Source organism: Enterovibrio norvegicus (assembly GCF_002876705.1).
GTDB classification, from domain to species: Bacteria; Pseudomonadota; Gammaproteobacteria; order Enterobacterales; family Vibrionaceae; genus Enterovibrio; species Enterovibrio norvegicus_B.
The window spans coordinates 45,806-69,670 of sequence record NZ_MDAG01000020.1; the positions used below are offsets into that span (position 1 = coordinate 45,806).

The 23,865-nt window shown below is 48.3% G+C and carries 20 protein-coding genes; 7 read left to right on the plus strand and 13 right to left on the minus strand.

Translation table 11 applies throughout. The annotated features are described in order from the left end of the window. Positions 1-129 precede the first annotated feature (129 nt). Both BCT27_RS12585 and BCT27_RS12590 read left to right on the plus strand, forming a co-directional pair. The gene (locus BCT27_RS12585; RefSeq protein WP_102395959.1) at positions 130-1,038 is read left to right on the plus strand and encodes a D-2-hydroxyacid dehydrogenase; all 909 of its coding nucleotides are present in this window, start codon (positions 130-132) and stop codon (positions 1,036-1,038) included. Between the two features lie 2 nt (positions 1,039-1,040). After that, complete coding sequence (locus BCT27_RS12590) at positions 1,041-1,619, plus strand: uracil-DNA glycosylase family protein (protein WP_102395954.1); 579 nt, start codon at positions 1,041-1,043, stop codon at positions 1,617-1,619. Positions 1,620-2,005: 386 nt separating this feature from the next. On the opposite strand, the gene hemE is transcribed toward BCT27_RS12590, so the two are convergent. From hemE to BCT27_RS25480, 3 genes are all read right to left on the minus strand, one after another. Continuing rightward, positions 2,006-3,073 carry a uroporphyrinogen decarboxylase gene (hemE, locus tag BCT27_RS12595; protein WP_102395955.1) on the minus strand — a complete coding sequence of 356 codons (1,068 nt, stop codon included), beginning with the start codon at positions 3,071-3,073 and terminating at the stop codon, positions 2,006-2,008. Between the two features lie 304 nt (positions 3,074-3,377). After that, positions 3,378-5,297: a sigma-54-dependent Fis family transcriptional regulator gene (locus BCT27_RS12600; protein ID WP_102390110.1), complete on the minus strand. Its 1,920-nt coding sequence runs from the start codon at positions 5,295-5,297 to the stop codon at positions 3,378-3,380. A 38-nt stretch (positions 5,298-5,335) separates the two neighbouring features. Next, on the minus strand, positions 5,336-5,473 hold the full coding sequence (locus tag BCT27_RS25480) for a hypothetical protein (protein WP_017016949.1): 138 nt from the start codon (positions 5,471-5,473) through the stop codon (positions 5,336-5,338). A gap of 122 nt (positions 5,474-5,595) precedes the next feature. Here BCT27_RS25480 and BCT27_RS12605 point away from each other — a divergent pair, with 122 nt between their 5' ends. From BCT27_RS12605 to BCT27_RS12620, 4 genes are read left to right on the plus strand one after another with little or no spacing between them, the layout of a single operon-like run. Next, positions 5,596-6,666, plus strand: coding sequence for an ATP-NAD kinase family protein (locus BCT27_RS12605; RefSeq protein ID WP_102395956.1), 1,071 nt, complete (start codon positions 5,596-5,598; stop codon positions 6,664-6,666). Further along, positions 6,659-7,642, plus strand: coding sequence for a thiamine pyrophosphate-dependent dehydrogenase E1 component subunit alpha (locus tag BCT27_RS12610; RefSeq protein ID WP_017014461.1), 984 nt, complete (start codon positions 6,659-6,661; stop codon positions 7,640-7,642). The genes BCT27_RS12605 and BCT27_RS12610 overlap by 8 nt, the downstream gene beginning before the upstream one ends. Before the next feature lie 18 nt (positions 7,643-7,660). Continuing rightward, on the plus strand, positions 7,661-8,674 hold the full coding sequence (locus BCT27_RS12615) for an alpha-ketoacid dehydrogenase subunit beta (RefSeq protein ID WP_102395957.1): 1,014 nt from the start codon (positions 7,661-7,663) through the stop codon (positions 8,672-8,674). Then, a complete protein-coding gene (locus BCT27_RS12620; protein WP_102395958.1) occupies positions 8,671-9,780 on the plus strand; it encodes an acetoin dehydrogenase dihydrolipoyllysine-residue acetyltransferase subunit in 1,110 nt (369 codons plus the stop codon). Before BCT27_RS12615 ends, BCT27_RS12620 begins: the two co-directional genes overlap by 4 nt. 52 nt (positions 9,781-9,832) lie before the next feature. On the opposite strand, the gene nudC is transcribed toward BCT27_RS12620, so the two are convergent. Beyond that, positions 9,833-10,591, minus strand: a complete 759-nt coding sequence (gene nudC, locus BCT27_RS12625) for an NAD(+) diphosphatase (protein WP_102318977.1) — start codon at positions 10,589-10,591, stop codon at positions 9,833-9,835. A gap of 141 nt (positions 10,592-10,732) precedes the next feature. Between nudC and BCT27_RS12630 the strand changes: the two genes are divergently transcribed. Next, positions 10,733-11,212 carry an Rsd/AlgQ family anti-sigma factor gene (locus BCT27_RS12630; RefSeq protein ID WP_017016944.1) on the plus strand — a complete coding sequence of 160 codons (480 nt, stop codon included), beginning with the start codon at positions 10,733-10,735 and terminating at the stop codon, positions 11,210-11,212. Positions 11,213-11,528: 316 nt separating this feature from the next. Here BCT27_RS12630 and rpoC read toward each other — a convergent pair whose 3' ends face one another. The 9 genes from rpoC to BCT27_RS12675 form a co-directional block, all read right to left on the minus strand. Further along, positions 11,529-15,740 (minus strand): DNA-directed RNA polymerase subunit beta', encoded by a 4,212-nt coding sequence (gene rpoC, locus BCT27_RS12635; protein WP_102318976.1) that lies wholly within the window; start codon positions 15,738-15,740, stop codon positions 11,529-11,531. Between the two features lie 87 nt (positions 15,741-15,827). Next, a complete protein-coding gene (rpoB, locus tag BCT27_RS12640) occupies positions 15,828-19,853 on the minus strand; it encodes a DNA-directed RNA polymerase subunit beta (RefSeq protein WP_102260496.1) in 4,026 nt (1,341 codons plus the stop codon). Between the two features lie 231 nt (positions 19,854-20,084). After that, positions 20,085-20,450, minus strand: a complete 366-nt coding sequence (gene rplL, locus BCT27_RS12645) for a 50S ribosomal protein L7/L12 (RefSeq protein WP_102318975.1) — start codon at positions 20,448-20,450, stop codon at positions 20,085-20,087. A gap of 60 nt (positions 20,451-20,510) precedes the next feature. Continuing rightward, entirely contained in the window at positions 20,511-21,005 is a 495-nt protein-coding gene (gene rplJ / locus BCT27_RS12650) for a 50S ribosomal protein L10 (protein WP_102260497.1), read from the minus strand. A 236-nt stretch (positions 21,006-21,241) separates the two neighbouring features. Beyond that, complete coding sequence (gene rplA / locus BCT27_RS12655) at positions 21,242-21,946, minus strand: 50S ribosomal protein L1 (protein WP_017014453.1); 705 nt, start codon at positions 21,944-21,946, stop codon at positions 21,242-21,244. Between the two features lie 4 nt (positions 21,947-21,950). After that, positions 21,951-22,379, minus strand: coding sequence for a 50S ribosomal protein L11 (gene rplK, locus BCT27_RS12660; protein WP_017007908.1), 429 nt, complete (start codon positions 22,377-22,379; stop codon positions 21,951-21,953). Between the two features lie 124 nt (positions 22,380-22,503). Then, a complete protein-coding gene (gene nusG, locus BCT27_RS12665; protein WP_017007909.1) occupies positions 22,504-23,049 on the minus strand; it encodes a transcription termination/antitermination protein NusG in 546 nt (181 codons plus the stop codon). A gap of 10 nt (positions 23,050-23,059) precedes the next feature. Next, positions 23,060-23,431: a preprotein translocase subunit SecE gene (gene secE, locus BCT27_RS12670; RefSeq protein WP_017007910.1), complete on the minus strand. Its 372-nt coding sequence runs from the start codon at positions 23,429-23,431 to the stop codon at positions 23,060-23,062. Positions 23,432-23,652: 221 nt separating this feature from the next. Continuing rightward, positions 23,653-23,865 (minus strand): EF-Tu C-terminal domain-related protein (locus tag BCT27_RS12675; protein ID WP_479684316.1); only part of this gene is annotated, 213 nt, incomplete at its 5' end.

A 23,865-nucleotide genomic window follows, 5' to 3' on the forward strand; every position in this document is an offset into this window, starting at 1 on the left:
GTCTATCTTATGACACAGCATGTGCTGGCCAGAAAGGAATGTGAGGCAAGTTTACTTGATAACCACGAACTACCTCAAGAAACATGCTTCATAGGCGTTTCAAGGATGATTCAAAATAAAAAGGAAGTGATGTTGAACCGACTTTATATTTGCTCAGAAAACCATGACCAATATGCAGATTTGCTCTCTCAAGCGCGACTGCCCGACCTCACTCTCACCTCGCGTTTAGAAGAGGCGAATCTGGTTCTGGCCGACCCACCAGTGTTTGCAAACCAGCTAGAGCACGCCCACCAACTTGTTTGGCTACAGTCTACATTTGCCGGCTGTGATGCCTTGCTTGCCAATCCTAAGCGGGACTACCAACTCACGAATGTGCGCGGTATCTTTGGTCCGCTGATGTCGGAATATGTCTTTGGACAACTGCTTTCATTCACTCGCCATTTACACGAATACCAAGCACAACAAACTGAACGTCGTTGGTCACCCATCTCTTACCGAAGCCTTCAAGGTATGCACATGGTGATATTAGGAACGGGGTCCATTGGTGCGCACGTGGCGATGACCGCAAAACACTTTGGCATGACAGTGACCGGTGTGAGCCGAAGCGGCACACCGATAACCCCATTTGACGATGTCGTCTCAAATACCGATTTACACCATTCGCTGTCTTCGGCAGATGTAATTGTGTCGACGCTGCCTTCAACACCTCAGACCAAGCACCTGCTAAATGCAGATTCACTGTCTCATTGCCATCACGCTTTGCTGTTTAATGTCGGTAGAGGGCCAGTGTTAGAAGAGCAAGGCCTGTTAAGCGCCATTGAAAAACAGAACATCAGGCATGCTTTTTTGGATGTATTTGCTACCGAACCTCTTGGCAACGACCACCCATTTTGGTCACACCCCGCCATTTCAGTTACACCACACATTTCTGCTATCAGCGTTCCCGAGCAAGTCGTGATGCTCTTTAAAGAGAATTACCTGCGATGGGTAAATGGGGAACCCCTTCAATATGTCGTCAATTTTGAATCGGGTTACTGAGCATGCCCAAAACCCTGCCTTCACTTCTTGAGGACATAAATCGGTGCCAAATCTGTGCAGAGCATTTGCCTCTGGGCCCCCGTCCCGTTGTGCAAGCAGCATCTTCCGCGCAAATACTGATCATTGGCCAAGCACCAGGAACACGCGTTCATGAAACGGGCATTCCGTGGAATGACCCAAGCGGCGACCGCCTTAGAGAGTGGCTTCAGATTGATAAAACACGGTTCTACGATCCCAATATCATTGCGATCATGCCGATGGGGTTCTGCTATCCCGGAAAAGGAAACTCTGGCGATCTACCGCCACGCCCGGAATGTGCACCAATATGGCATGCGTCAGTTAAACAGCATCTTCCAAACATCGAGTTAACCTTGCTCATTGGCGACTATGCTCAACGCTACTATTTAAAAGATAAGCCGCGAACACTCACGGAGACCGTTAAAGCCAATGCACAATGGTCACCAGATTTTATTGCGTTGCCGCACCCATCACCGAGAAACAACATTTGGTTGAGAAAGAACCCTTGGTTTGAGGAAGATGTACTTCCTTACTTACGAAACAGGGTTGGTCAGCTTTTATAGCTCCGTTCTGCTTTTTGCTGTACTAAAAATTAAAAATCAACAGTGAATGTGCGTAAGTAATTGTTATTAAAAATCTAAAACACTGCGTACAGCTTTCTTAGCAATTTTCCCAGTGAACCCTGCACCGCTAAATTCTGTTCTAAACAACCCCAGAAACAGCCATCTCTCTCTTGATCAGCTTTTAGATGAAATTTCAGCTTTTTTGATCTGAAAAATAGTCATCAATGGCCATCACCATCTATTGCATTGATAATATTGAAATAAAAAAGATGTACAGCTTTTCGAGGGTTTTTCCGAGTGAACCTCACTCGGCGTGTTCGCGTGGAGGCCTATAAACAAAAATGGCCAGCAAACGCTGACCATTTTCAAACTACGTAGGGATGTACTTACTTGTGGTATGGCTTTGAAAGCTCATGCACGGCATCAACGAACACACCCGCATTTTCAGGTGGCACATCCAAATGAATGCCGTGGCCCAAATTGAATACGTGGCCAGTATTGCTGTTACCAAACCCTTCAAGAATGGTACCCACTTCTTGGCGAATACGTTCAGGTGATGCATACAGCATGGAAGGATCCATGTTGCCTTGAAGCGCCACTTTGTCACCAATGCGGCGTTTTGCTTCACCAATGTCAATGGTCCAATCTAGGCCAACACCATCACAGCCCGTCGCTGCAATTTTCTCTAGCCACATGCCACCGTTCTTGGTGAACAAGGTCACAGGTACGCGGCGACCGTCATTTTCACGGATCAAGCCATCAACGATTTTGTGCATGTATTGCAGTGAGAAGTCATTGTAATCACGTGGCGTCAATACACCGCCCCATGTATCAAATACCATCACAGATTGTGCGCCAGCTTTGATTTGCGCATTCAAATACTCAATCACGCTATCTGCAAGCTTATCAAGAAGTAGGTGCAGCGTTTGAGGATCGGCGTACATCATTTTCTTGATCTTGGTGAAGGCTTTCGAGCTGCCACCTTCCACCATATAGGTAGCCAGTGTCCAAGGGCTACCCGAGAAACCAATCAAAGGCACATCACCGTTCAACCCTTTTCGGCAAGCACGCACTGCATTCATCACGTACTGCAATTCACCTTCAGGGTCCGGCTGGCCGATCTTTTCCACATCCGCTTTACAAGTAATAGGACGCTCAAACTTTGGACCTTCACCGGTTTCAAAGTACAAGCCGAGCCCCATTGCATCAGGAATTGTCAGGATGTCTGAAAATAGAATCGCAGCATCAAGAGGGAAACGACGCAGAGGTTGCAGAGTGACTTCACAAGCCAGATCTGCGTTTTTGCACAATGACATAAAGTCGCCAGCTTCTGCTCGCGTCGCCTTATATTCAGGCAAGTAACGGCCAGCCTGACGCATCATCCATACCGGCGTGTAATCAACCGGCTCTTTTAACAGAGCGCGTAAATAGCGATCGTTCTTTAGTTCTGTCATTGTTTACATCCTGCAAATTAAGTAACGCTATTGTATCACCCTATATTATCAACAAAAGCCACCCTTTGTGGACGCGATCATAAATACAGCTTCTAAGGCTGCGGGGAGTTTGATGGATGTTTACGAGCATGTTAAAAAATTGCTTCTAATAACAGTTGTCGGACAGGCAACACCCAAAAAATCGCATCTTACTCCCGCCCCCTACGGCGGGTTTTTTTTGACCTTTTTCAAAACAGGACATCAACGTACTTAATAGAGGTAAAACCTCACCATATCGTCTGCTGAGGATAGCTGCATGCTCCATTTAAGAAGGCCGATAGTGTCGAGACAACCCGGCTTTCTTGATCCGACGATGAACGGTAGAGCGATCAACCCCTAACACTCGCGCCGTTTCAGAAATGTTCCAATGACACGTTTCCAATGTCGACAATATATCGTCAGCAACACAGGCAGAGTCGCAGCGATTTTCCGCTACGCTCCCCCTTGTGAGCCAACCTTGAATATCTTCCGGTAAATGTTCCGGCAGTATTTCACTCCCCAAACAGAATGCCAGCGCAAAACGTATTGTGTTGTCGAGTTCTCGAATATTCCCTGGCCACGAATAGGTATTAAATAAGTGTTGAACCGACGCACTCAGCACCATGGGTTTCGACGCGGATTTTTCAACAAGCTTAGTGGCGAGCCAGACAATGTCTTTACGCGCTCTTAGAGGTGGAATGGCAAGCCGTGCACCACTGATGCGATAGAAAAGGTCTTCCCGAAAACGACCGTTTTGTACACCCAGCGAAAGGTCTTGATGGGTTGCAGCCAACACCCTCAGTGAAACAGGAATGGCTTTCGTTGCCCCCACTGGAAGCACTTCACTTTCCGCTAGCACTCTCAGCAAGCGAGCTTGCAAACTCAACGGCATATCGCCAATTTCATCCAGAAACAGTGTGCCTCCGTCCGCTTGTTCGATCAGCCCTTTTTTCCCTTTTCCTCTTGCACCGGTAAACGCGCCATCTGCATACCCAAACAGCTCACTTTCAATCAGTGATTCGGGAATCGCCGCGCAATTGATGGCGACAAACGTCCCATTCTTTTGAGGGCTACTTTGGTGAATCGCCCTCGCGAGGTACTCCTTACCACTGCCCGTTTCCCCCGTAAGTAGCAGTGGCAACGATGACAGAGAAAGTTGCGATGCTTGTTGAGCCAATCTTTCCATCGCCCTATCCCCTTGGTACAAGCAGGCAAATGCTTCGCTGCTTACGCGTCTCTTTCTCCTCCCCAATGGAAGTTGCTGCGGCGCAAGCGCATGTGCAAACCAAAGCTCCCCCGATCGTGTGCTGATCAAACGCTCTTCCGTGGGCAGCGCTCTGCTCAACGTCGGTAATTCATTAATATGGAGATGAAAGTATTCTGACAATAGCGACCCCAGTAAGACACTCGGATTTCGCCAATCGGTGTGATGAATATGCGCCAAAAGGCGTTGCGCACTGTGTGTCATTCCGATGATTTCTCCACTGCTGTTTACCGCTATCGCACACTCGGGATCAACATCAAGAAAGGCGGGAGATTGGCTCAGTCTTACGATCCAATCTCGGCGAAACGTATTCATGAGTGCGGCCATTTCAATGCGTCGAGTACAAGATTGCACCAAACTAAGTGCAAGGGCTTGGCCTGATTTAGGTTCAGGGCTTTGCAAAGCAGAAATGTCGAGAACAGCGGCAAGTGAACCATCAACATCATAGATAGGTGCCGCAGTACAAGACAGTGGTGCGTGCGTGGCATCGAAATGATCGGTTTGATGTACCGTGATCGCTTCTCCCGTGTAGATACACGATCCGACACCACACGTCCCCGCCCGCGCTTCTGACCATTCTGCACCAAGAAACAAACCTGATTTTCGAAGCTCCCAGGTGGTGGCGCGATCACCTTGAAAATCAACCGTGACGCCATCAGCATCCGTCAACAAGATGACATAGCCATGTTGGGCAATTTGCCGATACAGTGTATTCAGCCCATAACGTGCCGTGTTTAACAACTTATCCAGCCGTTCTTGATGCTCTTTTAATTCAGAGTGAGGAACAATATACGCTTCTTGCAACACCAAAGGGTCTAACTGATAGTCTGACACACACCGCTGCCATGACTGTGCAATCTCGGCATCTCTCTCACTGGCGATGCCTTCCGCGACACGCTGAACTTCCTGAATATGATCACTGACCCGATTTACAACTGCCATGGGACGACTCCTTTCACTTCTTGAAGTATGAACCGCCCTCAAGGTTTAGGCGCCTCTTCCACAACGATAAACACGATCCATTTATCCCACTCGCGACGCCGAGACAGCGATAACTCTTTCGCGACGCTTTTCCACTCGCCATGCCACACCTGTTGCAGTTGCCACACTTCAACCACAGCACCCACCAGCCAAAAACAGCACTAACAACATGAAATACATCAACTAAATAAGGTTTAGGCACAATGGCATGCTTCTTGGTTTATGACATTCAAGGATCATGTTTTAAAAGGACGTTGTGATGAGCGCCATCACTGTTGGCATTATTGCGAACCCAGTTTCAGCGCGCGATATCCGCCGAATCATTGCGCATGCCGCCAATTTACACATCACCGATCGCGCCAATATGGTGCTGCGCATTCTGGCGGGCCTTGCTCATACAGGCATCAATAACGTGGTCATGATGCCTGAGCGGGCGGGCCTCGGTATTCACATTCAGCGTGGATTGAGACAAGCCAAGCAGGCTGACGAAGCACGTTTCCCCGCTTTCTCTTGGCTTGATATGCCGGTCACTGGCACCGCACAAGACACGGTGCATGCCACGCAATTGATGAAAGACCAAAACGTGGCAGCCATCATCGTGCTAGGGGGAGACGGCACACATCGCTTGGTGGTGAGAGAATGTGGAAACATTCCAATCGCAGGTGTTTCCAGCGGCACAAACAATGCGTTCCCTCCCCTACTAGAACCCACTATCACGGGGCTGGCAACCGGAATGGCCATCCGTGGAAAAGTGCCGTCCTCTGAGGCCTTTCGAAGCAATAAATGCTTAGACGTTCGCGTCAATGATCAACGCGATATCGCACTTGTCGACGTGTCGATTGTGCGCGAACAATTCACGGGGGCGTTGGCTGTGTGGAAAGCCGAAAGTTTGCGTGAACTGTTCGTCACATTTGGTCGCACTGACGGTATCGGGTTGTCTTCTATTGCAGGGTTGTTGAACCCGATAAGTCGCGATGACCCAGTTGGATTACACGTTCTTTTTGATGGCCATGGTTCGTCATCCACCTCTCAATATCTTTCAGCCCCCTTGGCGCCTGGCTTGTTGGCAGAATTACCCATTCAATCTTCTTCTGTCATTCAACCCAACACGCGAATAACACCCGCAACGACAAGCGGCTCACTTGCACTAGATGGTGAGCGTGAATTGCCATTTTCCGCCTCTGACAACGTCTGCATTACGTTGCGCCTCAATGCCTTCAACACGATCAATGTCGAGCGTTGCATGGCATTCGCGGCACAACATCGCCTGTTTATTCAATCACGCAGGCGGATGCCTGCGCCATCCTCACAAGGAGAACACCATGAGTGACAATCCCTTTCCACTTTCTCGCGAGCAACTGCTCGATGCCTATCGAATGATGAAAACCATTCGGGATTTTGAAGAACGTTTGCACATTGATTTTGCGCGCGGTGACATTCCCGGTTTCGTGCACCTTTACGCCGGTGAAGAAGCGACGGCAGTCGGCATCATGATGCACCTCAATGACAATGACCGTATTGCATCAACCCATCGAGGTCACGGCCATTGCATCGCAAAAGGGGTGGATGTTCACGCCATGATGGCGGAAATCTATGGCAAGCAAACGGGCGCTTGCTGCGGTAAAGGTGGTTCGATGCATATCGCTGATTTATCAAAAGGCATGATGGGCGCTAACGGCATTTTGGGCGCGGGCTCCCCCTTGGTGTGCGGCGCAGCCTTAGCCGCGAAACAGCTCGGGCACTCTGGCGTAGGAATCAGCTTTACAGGTGATGGCGCATCAAACCAAGGCACATTTTTAGAAAGTTTAAACCTTGCTGCTGTGTGGGAGCTCCCCGTCATTTTTGTGGTCGAGAACAATGGATATGCCGAGTCCACGGCAGCGGAGTGGGCGGTGTCTTGCGATTCCTACGTGGATCGCGCTACTGGCTTTGGGTTGCCCGGCATCACGGTCGACGGCACCGATTTCTTTGCGGTGTACGAAGCGGCCGGTGAAGTGATCAAACGGGCGCGGAATGGCGGAGGCCCTTCTTTGTTGGAATGCAAAATGGTGCGCTTTTTCGGCCATTTTGAGGGCGATGCGCAAACTTACCGCGCAGAAGGCGAGATCGAGAACATTCGAGATCAACGAGATTGCTTAAAGCTACTTCGTCAGCGCGTTGAAGAAAGCGGCCTTATTTCCACACATGAGTTTGACCAGATTGATCTCGATGTTAAAGCCCTCATCGACGATGCGGTTCAGGCCGCCATCGCCGCCCCAACACCTGATAAGTCAGCCTTGCTGGCTGATGTTTACATCACATATTAATTCAAGGAGGAACACGTTATGGCCAGAAAACTATCAATGAAAGATGCCATCAATGAAGCCATCGATCAGGAAATGAGTCGCAATCCAACCGTCTTTATGATGGGAGAAGACATCGTCGGTGGCACGGGTGCTGCAGGGGAAGATGATGCTTGGGGCGGTGTACTTGGCGTCACAAAGGGGCTGTATGCGAAACATCCCAATCAATTGATTGATACCCCACTGTCAGAGAGTGCCTATGTGGGTGCCGCCGTCGGTGCCGCCGCTTGCGGGCTTAGACCCATTGCGGAGCTCATGTTTATCGATTTCATGGGCGTTTGTTTTGATCAGATATTTAATCAAGCCGCCAAGTTCCGGTATATGTTTGGCGGGAAAGCAGAAACGCCCGTCGTGATCCGCGCCATGTGTGGCGCAGGTTTTCGAGCAGCGGCACAACACAGCCAAATGCTGACCCCTCTTTTTACTCATATTCCCGGCTTGAAAGTGGTTTGCCCATCCAATGCCTACGACACCAAAGGGTTACTCATACAAGCGATTCGAGACAATGACCCGGTTATTTTCCTTGAACATAAAAACCTCTATGGCACTGAGGCGGAAGTGCCTGAATCTTCCTATGCCATTCCATTCGGTGAGGCGAGCGTTGTTCGAGAAGGGAAAGACGTAACCTTGGTCAGCTATGGTCAAATGGTTCATCGTGCACTTGATGCGGCAAACCAACTCGCGAAACAAGGCATTCAATGTGAAGTGATCGATCTTCGCACGCTGTCTCCACTCGATTTAGATACTGTCCTAGAGAGCGTCGAGAATACAGGCCGCTTAATCTGCATCGATGAGGCACACCCTCGCTGTTCAATCGCAGCCGATATTTCCGCCCAAGTGGCAGATGCCGCATTTGAACACTTACGCGCACCTATTCGCATGGTCACCGCACCGCATACCCCTGTTCCTTTTTCGCCAACGCTTGAAGACGCATTTATTCCCTCTGTTGATGCCATTGTCGACGCGGTTAATTCGGTCGCAGGAGCACATGCATGAATGAGAGAATAATTCCGGTCGTCATGCCCAAATGGGGACTGTCCATGAAAGAGGGAACCCTCACTGAATGGCACGTCAAAGAAGGCGATACCATTGAGGTGGGCCAAATTATCATGGATGTCGAGACCGACAAGATTGCCAGCGAGGTTGAAGCCCCAGACGCTGGGCTTCTTCGCCGATGTATCGGCCAAGAAGGTGACGTTTATGGCGTTCAAGCCTTACTCGGTGTGCTCGCGCCCGATGATGTTTCTGACCAAGACATCGCTTCCTTTATTGCCAGCTATCAAGAACCCGCTACGGATGAAGGCAACGATGACGAGAAGCAAACTGCCTATCAATATTTGGACACGAATGCCGGCAAGATTCGATACAGCTATCGACAAGGCGAAGGTAAGCCCTTTGTTCTCATCCATGGTTTTGGGGGCGATTTAGATAATTGGCTATTCAACATAGACACGCTAAATGAAAAAGGCCCCGTACTCGTGCTTGATCTGCCTGGTCATGGCCAATCAACAGCCTCGACGGAGGCTCTGACGATCGAGCTACTCAGCCAATCAGTTGTGGATGTGATGACTGCCAACGATATTCATAAAGCGCACTTAGTGGGGCATTCGATGGGAGGACTTATCTGTGGTCACTTGGCACTCACTCACCCAGATATCGCCCATTCATTAAGCCTTATCGCAAGTGCCGGATTGGGCACAGACATCAACACTCATTACATTCATGGGTTCGTCAGCGCCCAAAATAGACGAGAACTGAAGCCGATTTTGCAGCTTTTATTTGCAGACCCTGCCTTAGTCACACGAAATCTGGTTGATGATGTCCTCAAGTACAAGCGGTTAGATGGCATCCATCATCTGCTCGACACGCTATCGGCTAACCTATTCAAGGAGACGCAACAACGCTCTGTCATCTCAGAACAGCTTGATCAACTCTCTCTCCCTATTTTAACGCTCTGGGGAGAGCAAGATCTTGTTATCCCGAGTCAACATGCTGCGTCTCTGACCAAGGCAAACATTCACGTCTTGCGTGCAGCCGGCCATATGGTTCAAATGGAGGCGGCGTCAGCGGTCAACGCAGCAATTTTAGCGCACACACAATAGCTGTTCGCCGCAACCAATGAAGGGAAGGCTGCCAGCAGCCTTCCCTTCATATTTAAGCGCTAGGACATACCGCTTCAATCAATCGTCTCGCAATGGTGCCTTTTGGCGCCACCAGCGGAAGCGCATCGGGTAAGAACCACTGCGCATCCGTCAACTCTTCGTAATCAGGGTTAATCTCACCACTCTCATATTCGGCGAGAAAGCCCATCATTAAATTGGAAGGAAAAGCCCAAGGCTGGCTATCAAAGTAACGGATATTTTTAACTTTTATTCCCGTTTCCTCTTCCACTTCACGTGCCACGCACTGCTCTAGGGTTTCCCCCGCCTCAACAAAACCTGCAAGTACTGTGTACATGCCATCTTTGTGCCTAGGATGATGTGCGAGTAAGATTTCTTGGCCTCGTGTCACTGCGACTATGATGCAAGGCGACACCCTCGGATAATGCACGGTATGACACGAACGGCATACCATCGCAGGGTGACTCGCATCGAAGTGGCTCTCATTGCCACATAATGCACAGAAGCGTTGGGATTGTTGCATGTATTCAAGCTGAACCGCTTTGCCCGCTAAGGCAAACAATCCCTCTGGCATATTCAATAATGCGCGTAACGTCTCATAGTCTTTTGAATCAAAGACATCAGCACCAAAAACAACATGTACATCGTGGCTTTTATAGCGTCCGATCTCGTAGCTTGTAAGTCCTAATTCTTCAATTTTTCTTTTTGAGATCAATGGCAAGCTGTGATCAGGCTGCCACAACTTCCCTCCTGTTACACAACATAAATACACAACATCATTCTGATTAGACATAACAATACTTCGATCCTTGATAAGCGTGACGATTACTGGCACTCTAATTTTCAATAACCAAATGTTAGTAAATTGATGGCCTGAAAGATATGGCTCTAATCCGATAGGCGCGCAGCAGCGCTGATCATGAGGAACGTGGTCATGCTAAATAAACTCGAAAAAGCACAGCAACAGTGGGGCGGTTACAGTGACGTAATCGACTACTGGTTGACCCTTAGACAAGAGCTACTTGTTGAATATTCCAAGATGGCTGGATTGTCAGGCGGCAGTAAGACATGTTTACCGACAGAAGAGAAATTGAATCAATTCTGTGGTGCCTTGGTGGATTACATCTCTGCAGGGCATTTCAAGATCTATGACATGGTGATGGAACGCTGGAAATCAACAGGCTTTTCATCCAATGCGGAGATCGACACCCTGTATGCGCGCATTGTAGAAACCACAGAGCCACTGTTGAACTTCAACGACAAGTACAGCAGCTTCGTACTCGATGAAGACAACTTTGCGGGTTTCGACAGCGACATCTCTGTCGTGGGTGAAATTATGGAAATGCGATTCGAGCAAGAAGACATGCTCATTCAGCTCATCGCAGACAGTCTGGCGATACCACCAGGCGCATAATTAAATTGCACATTCTTCTAGATTCCGGTTGATCCACGTATCGACCGGGGTTTTTCTCGCTTCTCACTTCTCACTTCTCACTTCTCACTTCTCACTTCTCAAGATGAGGCTAACGGCTGCGAACAAACAACGCCAGCTAATTTCGCACTACTTTTCAAAGCACCGCCAACGAAAGCACTCTCTGCCACCTTGTTCACTCTTCTCCTAATAGCCCCTATAAAAAGAAAACCAGATTCATGGTTTTAGTCGTCATCGAGACAAACAAAAAAGGCACCCCGAAGGATGCCTTTCATTTAAATCAACGAAGTATCGTTAATTAATCGTCGCTTAGACCAGCATTAAGCAATGCAGCCAGATCGTGTGATGCTTGTTCAGCATCGATCTGAGGTGCAACAGGCTCTTCAGCTACAACACGCTTAACTTGACGTGTTTTGTGGTATGCGAAACCGGTACCCGCTGGGATCAAACGACCCACGATAACGTTCTCTTTCAGACCACGTAGCTCATCACGCTTACCAGAAACCGCAGCTTCGGTTAGAACGCGAGTCGTCTCTTGGAACGATGCCGCTGAGATAAATGACTCAGTTGCTAGAGATGCTTTAGTAATACCAAGCAAATCACGTTCAAAGGTAGCAATCTGCTTGCCTTCGTCTTCAAGCTTACGGTTCGCAATCGTTACGCGAGAGAATTCTACTTGCTCGCCTTCTAGGAACTCAGAGTCACCAGATTTCGAGATAGTTACCTTGCGTAGCATCTGACGAACGATCGTTTCGATGTGCTTATCGTTAATCTTAACGCCTTGCAGACGGTAAACGTCTTGCACTTCGTTAGTGATGTACTCAGTTACCGCACGTACGCCACGTAGACGCAGAATATCGTGTGGAGACTCAGGACCATCGGCGATTACGTCACCTTTCTCAACTTTCTCGCCTTCGAATACGTTCAACTGACGCCACTTAGGAATCATTTCTTCGTATGGACTGCCATCAGTTGGAGTGATGATCAAACGACGCTTACCTTTGGTTTCTTTACCGAAGGATACAGCACCTGTGATCTCAGCAAGAATCGCAGGCTCTTTCGGCTTACGTGCTTCGAACAGGTCTGCTACGCGTGGTAGACCACCGGTGATATCTTTCGTACCACTTGCAGCTTGCGGGATACGAGATAGCACTTCACCGATACCAACGGTTGCACCATCTTCCAACTGGACAATTGCTTTACCAGGTAGGAAGTATTGTGCTGGCATGTCAGTACCAGGGATCATCACAGCGTTACCAGATGCATCAAGCAACTTCACGGTAGGACGCATGTCTTTACCTGCAGAAGTACGCTCAGCCGCGTCTAGGATAACCATTGAAGATAGACCCGTCAGTTCATCCGTTTGACGCTGAACGGTAACACCGTCCACCATGTCTGCGAATTCAATGCGACCTTCTACTTCGGTGATGATTGGCATTGTGTGCGGGTCCCAGTTTGCTACGGTTTCACCGATAGCCACTGCGTCGCCGTCTTTCTTCGCCAGGATAGTACCGTAAGGAAGCTTGTAGCTTTCCTTAGTACGACCAAACTCATCAACGATAGTCAGTTCAGAAGCACGAGACGTGATAACCAGCTTGCCTGCGTTGTTCGTTACGAACTTCGCATTGTGCAGGTGCAACGAACCGTTGTTCTTCACTTGAATGCTGTTTTCTGCTGCCGCACGAGATGCCGCACCACCGATGTGGAACGTACGCATCGTCAGCTGTGTACCCGGCTCACCGATTGACTGAGCAGCGATAACACCCACTGCTTCACCATGGTTCACAATGTGACCACGTGCCAAATCACGACCGTAACAGTTTGCACAACAACCAAAGTCAGTCTGACAGCTTACTACAGAGCGCACTTTAATTTGGTCAACAGAGTTCTGTTCTAGAATCTCACACCACTTCTCATCAAGAAGGGTGTTACGAGGTGCAAGAACTTCTTCTGTACCAGGCTTCATGACGTCTTCAGCAACAACACGACCAAGAACACGCTCACGCAGTGCTTCTTTAACGTCGCCGCCTTCGATAACTGCCATCATGTGGATACCTTCGCTGGTACCACAATCGGTTTCAGTGACTACAACGTCTTGTGCAACATCTACTAGACGACGAGTCAGGTAACCTGAGTTCGCAGTCTTAAGTGCTGTATCCGCTAGACCCTTACGAGCACCGTGCGTCGAGATAAAGTACTGAAGTACGTTCAGACCTTCACGGAAGTTCGCGGTGATTGGCGTTTCGATGATTGAGCCATCCGGCTTAGCCATCAGACCACGCATACCCGCCAACTGACGAATCTGAGCAGCAGAACCACGAGCACCAGAATCGGCCATCATGTAAACGCTGTTAAACGATTTCTGCTCTTCTTGCTCGCCATCACGGTTGATAACAGTGTCATGCGACAAGTTATCCATCATCGCTTTAGCAACTTGTTCGTTGGCTGCAGCCCAGATATCGATAACTTTGTTGTAACGTTCGCCCGCTGTAACCAGACCTGACTGGAACTGTTCCTGAATCTCTGCAACTTCAGCTTCAGCTGCTTCGATTAGGTCGTATTTCGCCTGTGGGATAACCATGTCGTCGATACCAACAGATACACCAGACAGTGCCGCGTATGCGAAACCGGTGTACATAATTTGGTCAGCGAAGACTACGGTGTCTTTCAAGCCCAGTTTACGGTAACAAGTGTTCAGCAAGTTAGAGATCTGCTTTTTGCCCAGCGCTTGGTTAACAATCTCGTATGGCATGCCTTCAGGCACGATTTGCCATAGCATTGCACGACCAACGGTGGTGTCACGCAGCTCTACAGATTCAGAACGGTTACCCATCTCGTCAAACAGCACTTCTTTCAAGCGTACTTTTACGCGAGCGTGCAGTTCAGCGTTACCAGTACGGTAAGCTTTTTCAGCTTCCGCAGGGCCAGATAGGTAAAGGCCTTCACCTTTTGCATTAATTCTTTCGCGGGTCATGTAGTACAGACCCAATACAACGTCCTGAGAAGGTACGATGATAGGATCACCGGACGCAGGAGACAGGATGTTGTTGGTCGACATCATCAGAGCACGTGCTTCAAGCTGCGCTTCCAGCGTCAACGGTACGTGTACCGCCATCTGGTCACCATCGAAGTCGGCGTTGTATGCCGCACAAACGAGTGGGTGCAGTTGAATTGCTTTACCTTCGATCAACACAGGTTCGAACGCTTGGATACCCAAACGGTGAAGTGTTGGTGCACGGTTTAGCAGTACTGGGTGTTCACGGATAACTTCATCCAAGATATCCCAAACAACAGCTTCTTCACGCTCAACCATTTTCTTAGCAGCTTTGATCGTAGTCGCAAGACCACGAGCTTCTAGCTTGCCGTAGATGAATGGTTTGAATAGCTCAAGTGCCATCTTCTTAGGAAGACCACACTGGTGTAGACGAAGGTATGGACCTACGGTGATTACCGAACGACCAGAGTAGTCTACACGCTTACCAAGCAAGTTCTGACGGAAACGACCTTGCTTACCTTTGATCATGTCAGCCAGAGACTTAAGCGGACGCTTGTTCGAACCAGTAATGGCACGACCACGACGACCGTTGTCTAGCAGGGCATCAACTGACTCTTGCAGCATACGCTTTTCGTTACGTACGATGATATCAGGTGCAGCCAGATCCAGTAGGCGTTTCAGACGGTTGTTACGGTTGATTACACGACGGTACAGATCGTTAAGATCTGACGTTGCGAAACGACCGCCATCCAGTGGTACCAGAGGACGAAGATCCGGTGGCAGAACTGGAAGTACAGTCAGGATCATCCACTCAGGGTTGTTTCCAGACTGCAGGAATGCTTCAACAAGCTTCAAACGCTTGGTGATTTTCTTACGCTTGGTCTCAGAGTTAGTTTCTTCCAACTCTTCGCGCATAAGTTCAGTTTCAGCTTGCAGGTCCATATTGGCCAGCAATGCTTTAACTGCTTCAGCACCCATACGAGCATCGAATTCGTCACCCCATTGCTCAAGCGCGTCAAGATACTGTTCTTCTGACAGCATTTGGCTACGCTCAAGATCGGTCATGCCTGGTTCGATCACTACATATGATTCGAAGTACAGAACACGCTCGATGTCACGCAAAGGCATGTCCATCAGCAAACCGATACGAGATGGTAGTGATTTTAGGAACCAGATGTGGGCAACAGGTGAAGCAAGCTCAATGTGACCCATACGCTCACGGCGTACTTTAGTCTGAGTAACTTCAACACCACATTTTTCACAGATCACACCACGGTGCTTAAGGCGCTTGTATTTACCGCAAAGACATTCGTAGTCTTTTACTGGGCCAAAGATACGTGCACAGAATAGACCGTCACGCTCAGGCTTAAAGGTACGGTAGTTAATTGTTTCTGGCTTTTTAACTTCACCAAAAGACCATGAACGGATCATGTCTGGAGAAGCTAGACCGATTTTGATCGCATCAAATTCTTCGGTCTTATGCTGTGCTTTCAGAAACTTAAGTAAGTCTTTCACATTTGGCTCCTGTGAGGAGTTGACCCATAAAGGCGCTGGCAGGCAGCGCCTTCATATTGATACCGGAATTAACGTTCAAGCCTTGGCTTATTCGTCTTCCAGCTCGATGTTGATACCCAACGAGCGGATTTCTTTCAGCAATACGTTGAAAGATTCCGGCATACCCGGCTCCATGCGGTGATCGCCGTCGACGATGTTCTTATACATCTTCGTACGACCATTCACGTCATCCGACTTAACAGTCAGCATTTCTTGAAGGGTGTATGCTGCGCCGTATGCTTCTAGCGCCCACACTTCCATCTCACCGAAACGCTGGCCACCGAACTGAGCTTTACCACCCAGCGGCTGCTGAGTAACAAGGCTGTAAGAACCGGTAGAACGGGCGTGCATCTTGTCATCAACCAAGTGGTTCAGTTTCAGCATGTACATGTAACCGACAGTTACAGGACGCTCAAACTTCTCACCAGTACGACCATCGAACAAGTTCAGCTGGCCAGATTCTGGTAGATCACCCAGTTTCAGAAGCTCTTTAATTGAAGACTCTGGCGCACCATCAAATACTGGCGTTGCGATCGGAAGACCAGCACGCAAGTTTTGGATCAGTGTACGCACTTCGTCATCAGACAGAGTACTGATATCGACTTGCTGACGTGTATCACCCAGGCTGTAAACCTTTTGCAGGAATTCACGGAATTTCGCCAATTCTTGCTGCTCTTTAAGCATCTTGTTGATCTTGTTACCGATACCTTTCGCCGCTAGGCCAAGGTGGGTTTCAAGGATCTGACCGATGTTCATACGAGACGGTACACCCAGTGGGTTTAGAACGATGTCTACTGGCTCACCAGTTTCGTCGTACGGCATATCTTCAACAGGGTTGATCTTAGAGATAACACCCTTGTTACCGTGACGACCTGCCATCTTATCACCAGGTTGGATACGACGTTTAACAGCCAGGTAAACCTTAACAATCTTAAGGACGCCCGGTGCCAAGTCATCACCTTGAGTGATCTTACGGCGCTTGGTGTCGAACTTCTTATCGAAGTCAGCTTTCAATTCGTCGTACTGCTCAGCCAGTTGTTCTAGCTGAGTTTGCAGCGCTTCGTCGTCAAGGGTTTGCGTTAGCATGCTCTGACGATCCATATTCGCCAGTTTTTCTTGGCTATAACCGGCATGACCCAGTACGCCACGAACACGTGCTACCAAACCACCTTCAAGAATAGAGAACTCTTCTGTCAGGTCTTTCTTGGCTTCTTTCAGCTGCATTTCTTCGATTTCTAGCGCACGCTTGTCTTTCTCTACACCATCACGGGTAAATACTTGTACGTCGATAACCGTACCAGATACACCGTTAGGAACACGTAGAGAAGAGTCTTTCACGTCAGACGCTTTCTCACCAAAGATTGCACGTAGTAGTTTTTCTTCTGGCGTAAGTTGGGTCTCACCTTTAGGTGTTACTTTACCTACCAGAATGTCACCGCCTTTCACTTCCGCACCGATGTATACAACACCAGATTCGTCAAGCTTAGACAGCGCCGCTTCACCCACGTTAGGGATATCGGCAGTAATTTCTTCGCTACCCAGTTTAGTATCACGTGCCACACAAGAAAGCTCTTGAATGTGGATAGTTGTCAGGCGGTCTTCCTGTACTACACGCTCAGATACAAGGATGGAGTCCTCGAAGTTGTAACCGTTCCAAGGCATGAACGCGATACGCATGTTCTGGCCAAGTGCAAGTTCACCTAGGTCGGTTGAAGGACCATCAGCCAGCACGTCACCACGAGCACATAGTTCACCAGGCATCACAGTTGGACGCTGGTTAATACACGTGTTCTGGTTAGAACGGGTGTACTTCGTCAGGTTATAGATGTCGATACCCGCTTCACCAGAAACCAGTTCGTCTTCGTTAACCTTGATAACAATACGAGATGCATCTACTGACTGAACCATACCGCCGCGCTTAGCAACAGCAGTTACGCCTGAGTCAACCGCTACTGCACGTTCAATACCAGTACCAACCAACGGCTTATCAGCACGTAATGTTGGAACTGCCTGACGTTGCATGTTCGCACCCATAAGTGCACGGTTAGCATCATCGTGCTCTAGGAACGGGATCAGGGATGCCGCCACCGATACAACCTGGTTGGTTGCAACGTCCATGTACTGAACGTGATCGCTTGGGTGCAGACCTGAATCGCCTTTCTGGCGAGCAGTAATAAGTTCTTCACCGAATGAGCCATCGTCATTCAACACGGCATTTGCCTGTGCAATAACGAACTGACCTTCTTCGATAGCAGAAAGGTAATCAATTTGATCCGTTACTTTACCGTCAACAACTTTGCGGTAAGGCGTTTCTAGGAAGCCGTACGGGTTAGTACGTGCATACGCAGAAAGCGAGTTGATCAAACCGATGTTTGGACCTTCAGGTGTTTCGATAGGACATAGGCGACCGTAGTGGGTTGCGTGTACGTCTCGAACTTCAAAGCCTGCACGCTCACGCGTCAGACCGCCTGGGCCCAATGCAGAAATACGACGCTTATGCGTTACTTCTGACAACGGGTTGTTTTGGTCCATAAACTGTGACAACTGAGAAGAGCCAAAGAACTCTTTCACTGCCGCAGAGATAGGTTTAGCGTTGATCAGATCTTGAGGCATGATTGCATCAAGGTCGCCAAGGCTTAGACGTTCTTTAACTGCACGTTCAACACGAACCAGACCTACACGGAATTGGTTCTCTGCCATTTCGCCAACAGAACGAATACGACGGTTACCCAAGTGGTCAATGTCATCCACTTCACCGATACCGTTACGGATATCGATAAGCTTACGCATTACCTGGATAATATCGTCATGGCTAAGCACACCAGAACCGGTCATTTCTTCACGGCACAGTGAACTGTTGAACTTCATGCGACCTACCGCAGAAAGATCGTAACGATCTTCTGAGAAGAACAGGCTTTCAAAAAGCTGTTCTGCTGCTTCACGCGTTGGTGGCTCACCAGGGCGCATCATGCGGTAGATTTCTACCAATGCAGACAGACGGTCAGTCGTACTATCGATACGCAAGGTATCAGACATGTATGGACCGTGGTCTAGATCATTGGTGAATAGGGTTTCGATCTTCTTGTGGCCAGCTTGAGAAAGAAGCGCTAGAGACTCTAGGCTTAGTTCTTGGTTAGCAGCAGCAATGATCTCACCAGTTTCCTCGTTGATATAGTCACGTGCAGCAATTTTGCCCACGATGTATTCAACAGGAACATCAATTTGTTTGATGCCGTCTTTTTCTAGCTGACGGATTTGGCGCGCAGTGATACGACGGCCTGTTTCCACGTAAACTTGACCGTTAGCTTCAATATCGAAGCTCGCAGTTTCGCCACGTAGACGATCCGGTACCAGTTCCATCACCAAAGATTTGCCTTGTACTTCGAACACTACTTTGTCGAAGAACAGGTCAAGAATTTGCTCGGTGGTGTATTCCAGCGCACGCAGAATGATCGACGCAGGAAGCTTACGACGACGGTCAATACGTACGTAGACAGCATCCTTAGGATCGAATTCAAAATCCAACCACGAACCGCGGTAAGGAATGATACGTGCGTTGTACAGCACTTTACCTGAGGAATGGGTTTTACCCTTATCGCTGTCGAAGAAGACGCCCGGGCTACGATGCAGCTGGGATACGATAACCCTCTCAGTACCGTTAATTACGAAGGTACCATTGTCGGTCATGAGTGGAATTTCACCCATGTAGACTTCTTGTTCTTTAATGTCTTTTACGGTGCCAGCAGGTGCGTCTTTGTCAAACATCACTAGACGCAGTTTCACGCGAAGCGGTGCAGAATAAGTTACGCCACGAATTTGGCATTCTTTAACATCAAAAACTGGCTCACCGAGACGATAGCTAACGTATTGCAGCTCGGAATTGCCATTGTAGCTCTGAATCGGAAAAACAGAGCGAAAGGCAGCTTCAAGACCGTATTGCCCTTCTGGATCCTGCTCGATAAATTTTTCGAAAGAATCAAGCTGGATAGACAGTAAGTATGGTACGTCCAAGACTTGCGGACGCTTACCAAAATCCTTACGGATACGCTTTTTCTCGGTATAAGAGTAAACCATAGGGTTCCTCAGCTCGCTGATAAGTGACCCAAACTGTCCAGACTGAGGGACAGTAACTAAACAACCGCCGTTTACTGTAGGAACATCAGAGAGTTATCCCGATGTTTTTTTTGCATGAACGGTAGTGACTAAACGGGGTGAAAAATTCACTACTGCCCTACAGCGCAAAAAGGCCGGTGGCTATTTAGCCACCAGCCGTTAGCCTAAACAGGCTAAGAAATTAAGTATAAATTACTTAACTTCAACAGAAGCACCAGCTTCTTCTAGATCTTTCTTAAGAGCTTCAGCTTCTTCTTTAGAAACAGCTTCTTTCAACGGAGCTGGAGCACCGTCAACTACAGCTTTAGCTTCTTTCAGGCCAAGACCAGTTGCGCTACGTACTGCTTTGATTACAGCAACTTTGTTTGCGCCACAAGCAGTTAGAATTACGTCGAATTCAGTTTGCTCTTCAGCAGCTTCAGCAGCAGCGCCGCCAGCTACAACTGCAGCAGCTGCAGTTACGCCGAACTTCTCTTCCATTGCTTCGATTAGTTCAACAACTTGCATTACAGACATTTCTGCAACTGCGTCTAGGATTTGCTCGTTAGTGATAGACATAACAATTCTCTTTAAAGTCAACAATTAGTTTAAATAGCAACCAGTTAAAAGCAAGGCAAATTATGCCGCTGCTTCTTCTTTTTGGTCGCGAACAGCTGCGATAGTACGTACCAGCTTGCCAGCAGACGCTTCTTTCATGCACATCATTAGGCGTGCAATTGCTTCGTCGTAAGTTGGCAGTGTTGCAAGTACATCAGCGTCAGTAATAGCGCCTTCGAATGCAGCAGCTTTGATCTCGAAATCTTTATTCTCTTTAGCGAAGTCTTTAAAAAGACGCGCAGCAGCACCAGGGTGCTCGTTAGAGAAACCGATCAGAGTAGGACCAACAAAAATGTCTTGTAGACACTCATAGTTAGTACCTTGAACCGCACGACGTGCAAGGGTGTTACGAACAACTTTCAGGTAAACGCCCGCTTCACGCGCTTGTTTACGTAGAGAAGTCATTGCACCAACCGCGACACCGCGAGAATCAGCTACAACTGCAGACAGGGCACCACTGGCAGCTTCGTTGACTTCAGCAACAATTGCTTTTTTGTCTTGAAGATTTAATGCCATTTGGATTTGCTCCTGGATTATATATACACCACTCGCTGCTTCTCAGCAGGAGAGTAATTACGGCGCAGATCCAAGAAAGAAAATTATCTATCATGTCCTGGCACCGTCTACGTAGGGCATATTAAGTTTCTATCCGAAAATGGAAACGCCTACGGTCTTGGACGAAGTCCGACTAGCGGACATCAGCCATTATTTTAAAGCGGGAAATTGTACAGTAACTCCCCGCTTTAAGCAAATTAGATTGCTTGTGCGTCCAGAGTGTTCTGGTCAACCGAAACACCCGCACCCATAGTGGTCGAGATGCTTACTTTCTTGATGAAAGTACCTTTCGCTGAAGAAGGCTTCGCTTTCTTCAGAGCTACCAACAATGCTTCAAGGTTACCCTTAAGTTTGTCAGTATCGAAATCAACCTTACCGATAGTGGTGTGGATGATACCGTTCTTGTCGTTACGGTAACGAACCTGACCAGCTTTAGCGTTCTTAACAGCTTCAGCAACGTTAGGTGTTACAGTACCAACTTTAGGGTTTGGCATTAGACCGCGTGGACCCAAGATAGTACCCAATTGACCAACAACGCGCATTGCATCTGGAGATGCGATAACTACGTCGAAGTTCATTTCGCCTTTCTTGATTTGGTCAGCAAGGTCTTCCATACCAACGATATCAGCACCAGCTTCTTTAGCAGCTTCAGCGTTCGCACCTTGAGTGAATACCGCTACGCGGATGTCACGGCCAGTACCGTGTGGCAATACAGTTGCGCCACGAACGTTTTGGTCTGATTTACGTGCATCGATGCCCAGGTTTACTGAAACATCAACACTTTCAACGAATTTAGCAGTAGCTAGTTCTTTAAGAAGAGCAACAGCTTCGTTGATGTCGTACTCACGAGTACCATCAACTGCTTCGCGAATAGCGCGCATACGCTTAGTCAATTTTGCCATTGTCTTATCCCTCTACCACTAGGCCCATTGAACGAGCAGTACCAGCGATTGAGCGTTTCATCGCTTCAATGTCAGCACCCGTCATGTCTTTCGCTTTAGTTTCAGCGATTTCCTGAACCTGAGCGTCGGTAACAGTACCTACTTTCTCAGTGTTCGGGCGACCTGAACCAGACTTGATACCAGCTGCTTTCATAAGAAGAACTGCAGCAGGTGGAGTCTTAGTTTCGAAAGTGAAAGAACGGTCTGCGTATACAGTGATAACAACTGGAGTAGGAAGACCTTTCTCCATTGATTCTGTACGTGCGTTGAACGCTTTACAGAATTCCATAATGTTAACACCGTGTTGACCTAGAGCTGGACCAACTGGTGGACTTGGGTTAGCCATACCAGCTGCAACTTGCAGCTTGATGTAAGCTTCTACTTTTTTAGCCATTACTAAATACCTAAATTTGGGTTCTAACGTCTGTTTTGTACAAACAAACTCCCCGTTTAACAAAAGGGCGCGAAATTGTATTCAAATTTCGCGCCCCTCGCAATACTTTCCGAGCAAAAAACGATCAGCTTTTTTCTACTTGGCTGAACTCTAGCTCTACTGGTGTTGCACGACCGAAGATCGAGACAGAAACCTTCACGCGGCTCTTCTCGTAATCAACTTCTTCGACCACACCGTTGAAGTCCGCAAATGGGCCTTCAGTAACGCGAACAACTTCACCCGCTTCGTACACAGTTTTGTGCACTGGGGATTCGCTCGCTTTTTCCAGACGGTTCAAAATCGCGTCCGCTTCTTTATCAGAAATCGGCGCTGGGCGATCCGGTGTACCACCAATGAAGCCCATTACACGTGGTACGCTGCGTACCAAGTGCCATGATTCATCATTCATGATCATTTGAACAAGTACGTAACCTGGGAAAAACTTACGTTCACTTTTACGACGCTGTCCTGCGCGCATTTCTACAACTTCTTCGGTAGGTACAAGTACTTCGCCAAAGAAATCTTCCATCTCGTGGATCTTGATATATTCGTTCAAAGACTTAGATACACGGCCTTCAAAACCGGAAAAAGCTTGAACTACATACCAACGTTTTTTCGGAGCTTCGCTCATGAATTTATCCTCACACGCCAGTGAATAGGCGGACCAGACGGACCATGATACCGTCGATGCCCCACAGGATGAGCGCCATGACGACAGTGACAGCCAGAACGATGAGAGTGGTCTGCAAAGTTTCTTGGCGTGTAGGCCAAACAACTTTACGCACTTCCATTCGCGATTCTTGTGCAAAAGTGATTGCAGCTTTACCTTTTGCAGTCAGGGCAGCAACACCGCCCGCAGCAGCAACTAGCACAATTACAGCAGCAGCTCGTAGCACAACAGACATATCACCGTACAGGCTATTTCCCACTACCGCAGTCGCTAGTAAGGCAAAGACTACTACCCATTTCAGGGCGTCCATTGACCCGGTTGGGGTTTCAGCATTCGCTTTCATACATTCTACCTGTAACTTATCTATTTCATAGACGACGACAACCTCGCGTCAGCGAGGTAAAAAGAACAAGAAACAAAAATCTGACACGTTTTCACTGTCTACTTTCTTATCCCATAAACGTTTACTTCTGCGCCAGATAGGCGAAAAAAAGTCCAATCCGATAATTTGGCGCAGAAAAAGGGCATCAAATGATGCCCTTTTTGCTAGTGTGTCGTCAAATCTTATTCGACGATTTTAGCAACAACACCCGCACCTACTGTACGGCCACCTTCGCGGATTGCGAAGCGTAGACCTTCGTCCATCGCGATTGGCGCGATTAGAGTAACAGTCATAGAAATGTTGTCACCAGGCATTACCATCTCAACGCCTTCTGGCAATTCGATAGTACCGGTCACGTCAGTTGTACGGAAGTAAAACTGTGGACGGTAGCCTTT

What these genes read in the sequence shown, in the direction of transcription:
- hemE (WP_102395955.1), bottom strand. Translation starts at nt 3,073, where the DNA reads ATGACAGAACTAAAGAACGATCGCTATTTACGCGCTCTGTTAAAAGAG.
- BCT27_RS12620 (WP_102395958.1), top strand. Translation starts at nt 8,671, where the DNA reads ATGAATGAGAGAATAATTCCGGTCGTCATGCCCAAATGGGGACTGTCC.
- nusG (WP_017007909.1), bottom strand. Translation starts at nt 23,049, where the DNA reads ATGAGCGAAGCTCCGAAAAAACGTTGGTATGTAGTTCAAGCTTTTTCC.
- BCT27_RS12590 (WP_102395954.1), top strand. Translation starts at nt 1,041, where the DNA reads ATGCCCAAAACCCTGCCTTCACTTCTTGAGGACATAAATCGGTGCCAA.
- rplL (WP_102318975.1), bottom strand. Translation starts at nt 20,450, where the DNA reads ATGTCTATCACTAACGAGCAAATCCTAGACGCAGTTGCAGAAATGTCT.
- rplA (WP_017014453.1), bottom strand. Translation starts at nt 21,946, where the DNA reads ATGGCAAAATTGACTAAGCGTATGCGCGCTATTCGCGAAGCAGTTGAT.
- nudC (WP_102318977.1), bottom strand. Translation starts at nt 10,591, where the DNA reads ATGTCTAATCAGAATGATGTTGTGTATTTATGTTGTGTAACAGGAGGG.
- BCT27_RS12610 (WP_017014461.1), top strand. Translation starts at nt 6,659, where the DNA reads ATGAGTGACAATCCCTTTCCACTTTCTCGCGAGCAACTGCTCGATGCC.
- rpoB (WP_102260496.1), bottom strand. Translation starts at nt 19,853, where the DNA reads ATGGTTTACTCTTATACCGAGAAAAAGCGTATCCGTAAGGATTTTGGT.
- rplK (WP_017007908.1), bottom strand. Translation starts at nt 22,379, where the DNA reads ATGGCTAAAAAAGTAGAAGCTTACATCAAGCTGCAAGTTGCAGCTGGT.
- secE (WP_017007910.1), bottom strand. Translation starts at nt 23,431, where the DNA reads ATGAAAGCGAATGCTGAAACCCCAACCGGGTCAATGGACGCCCTGAAA.
- rplJ (WP_102260497.1), bottom strand. Translation starts at nt 21,005, where the DNA reads ATGGCATTAAATCTTCAAGACAAAAAAGCAATTGTTGCTGAAGTCAAC.
- BCT27_RS12585 (WP_102395959.1), top strand. Translation starts at nt 130, where the DNA reads ATGTTGAACCGACTTTATATTTGCTCAGAAAACCATGACCAATATGCA.
- BCT27_RS12605 (WP_102395956.1), top strand. Translation starts at nt 5,596, where the DNA reads ATGAGCGCCATCACTGTTGGCATTATTGCGAACCCAGTTTCAGCGCGC.
- BCT27_RS12630 (WP_017016944.1), top strand. Translation starts at nt 10,733, where the DNA reads ATGCTAAATAAACTCGAAAAAGCACAGCAACAGTGGGGCGGTTACAGT.
- BCT27_RS12600 (WP_102390110.1), bottom strand. Translation starts at nt 5,297, where the DNA reads ATGGCAGTTGTAAATCGGGTCAGTGATCATATTCAGGAAGTTCAGCGT.
- BCT27_RS12615 (WP_102395957.1), top strand. Translation starts at nt 7,661, where the DNA reads ATGGCCAGAAAACTATCAATGAAAGATGCCATCAATGAAGCCATCGAT.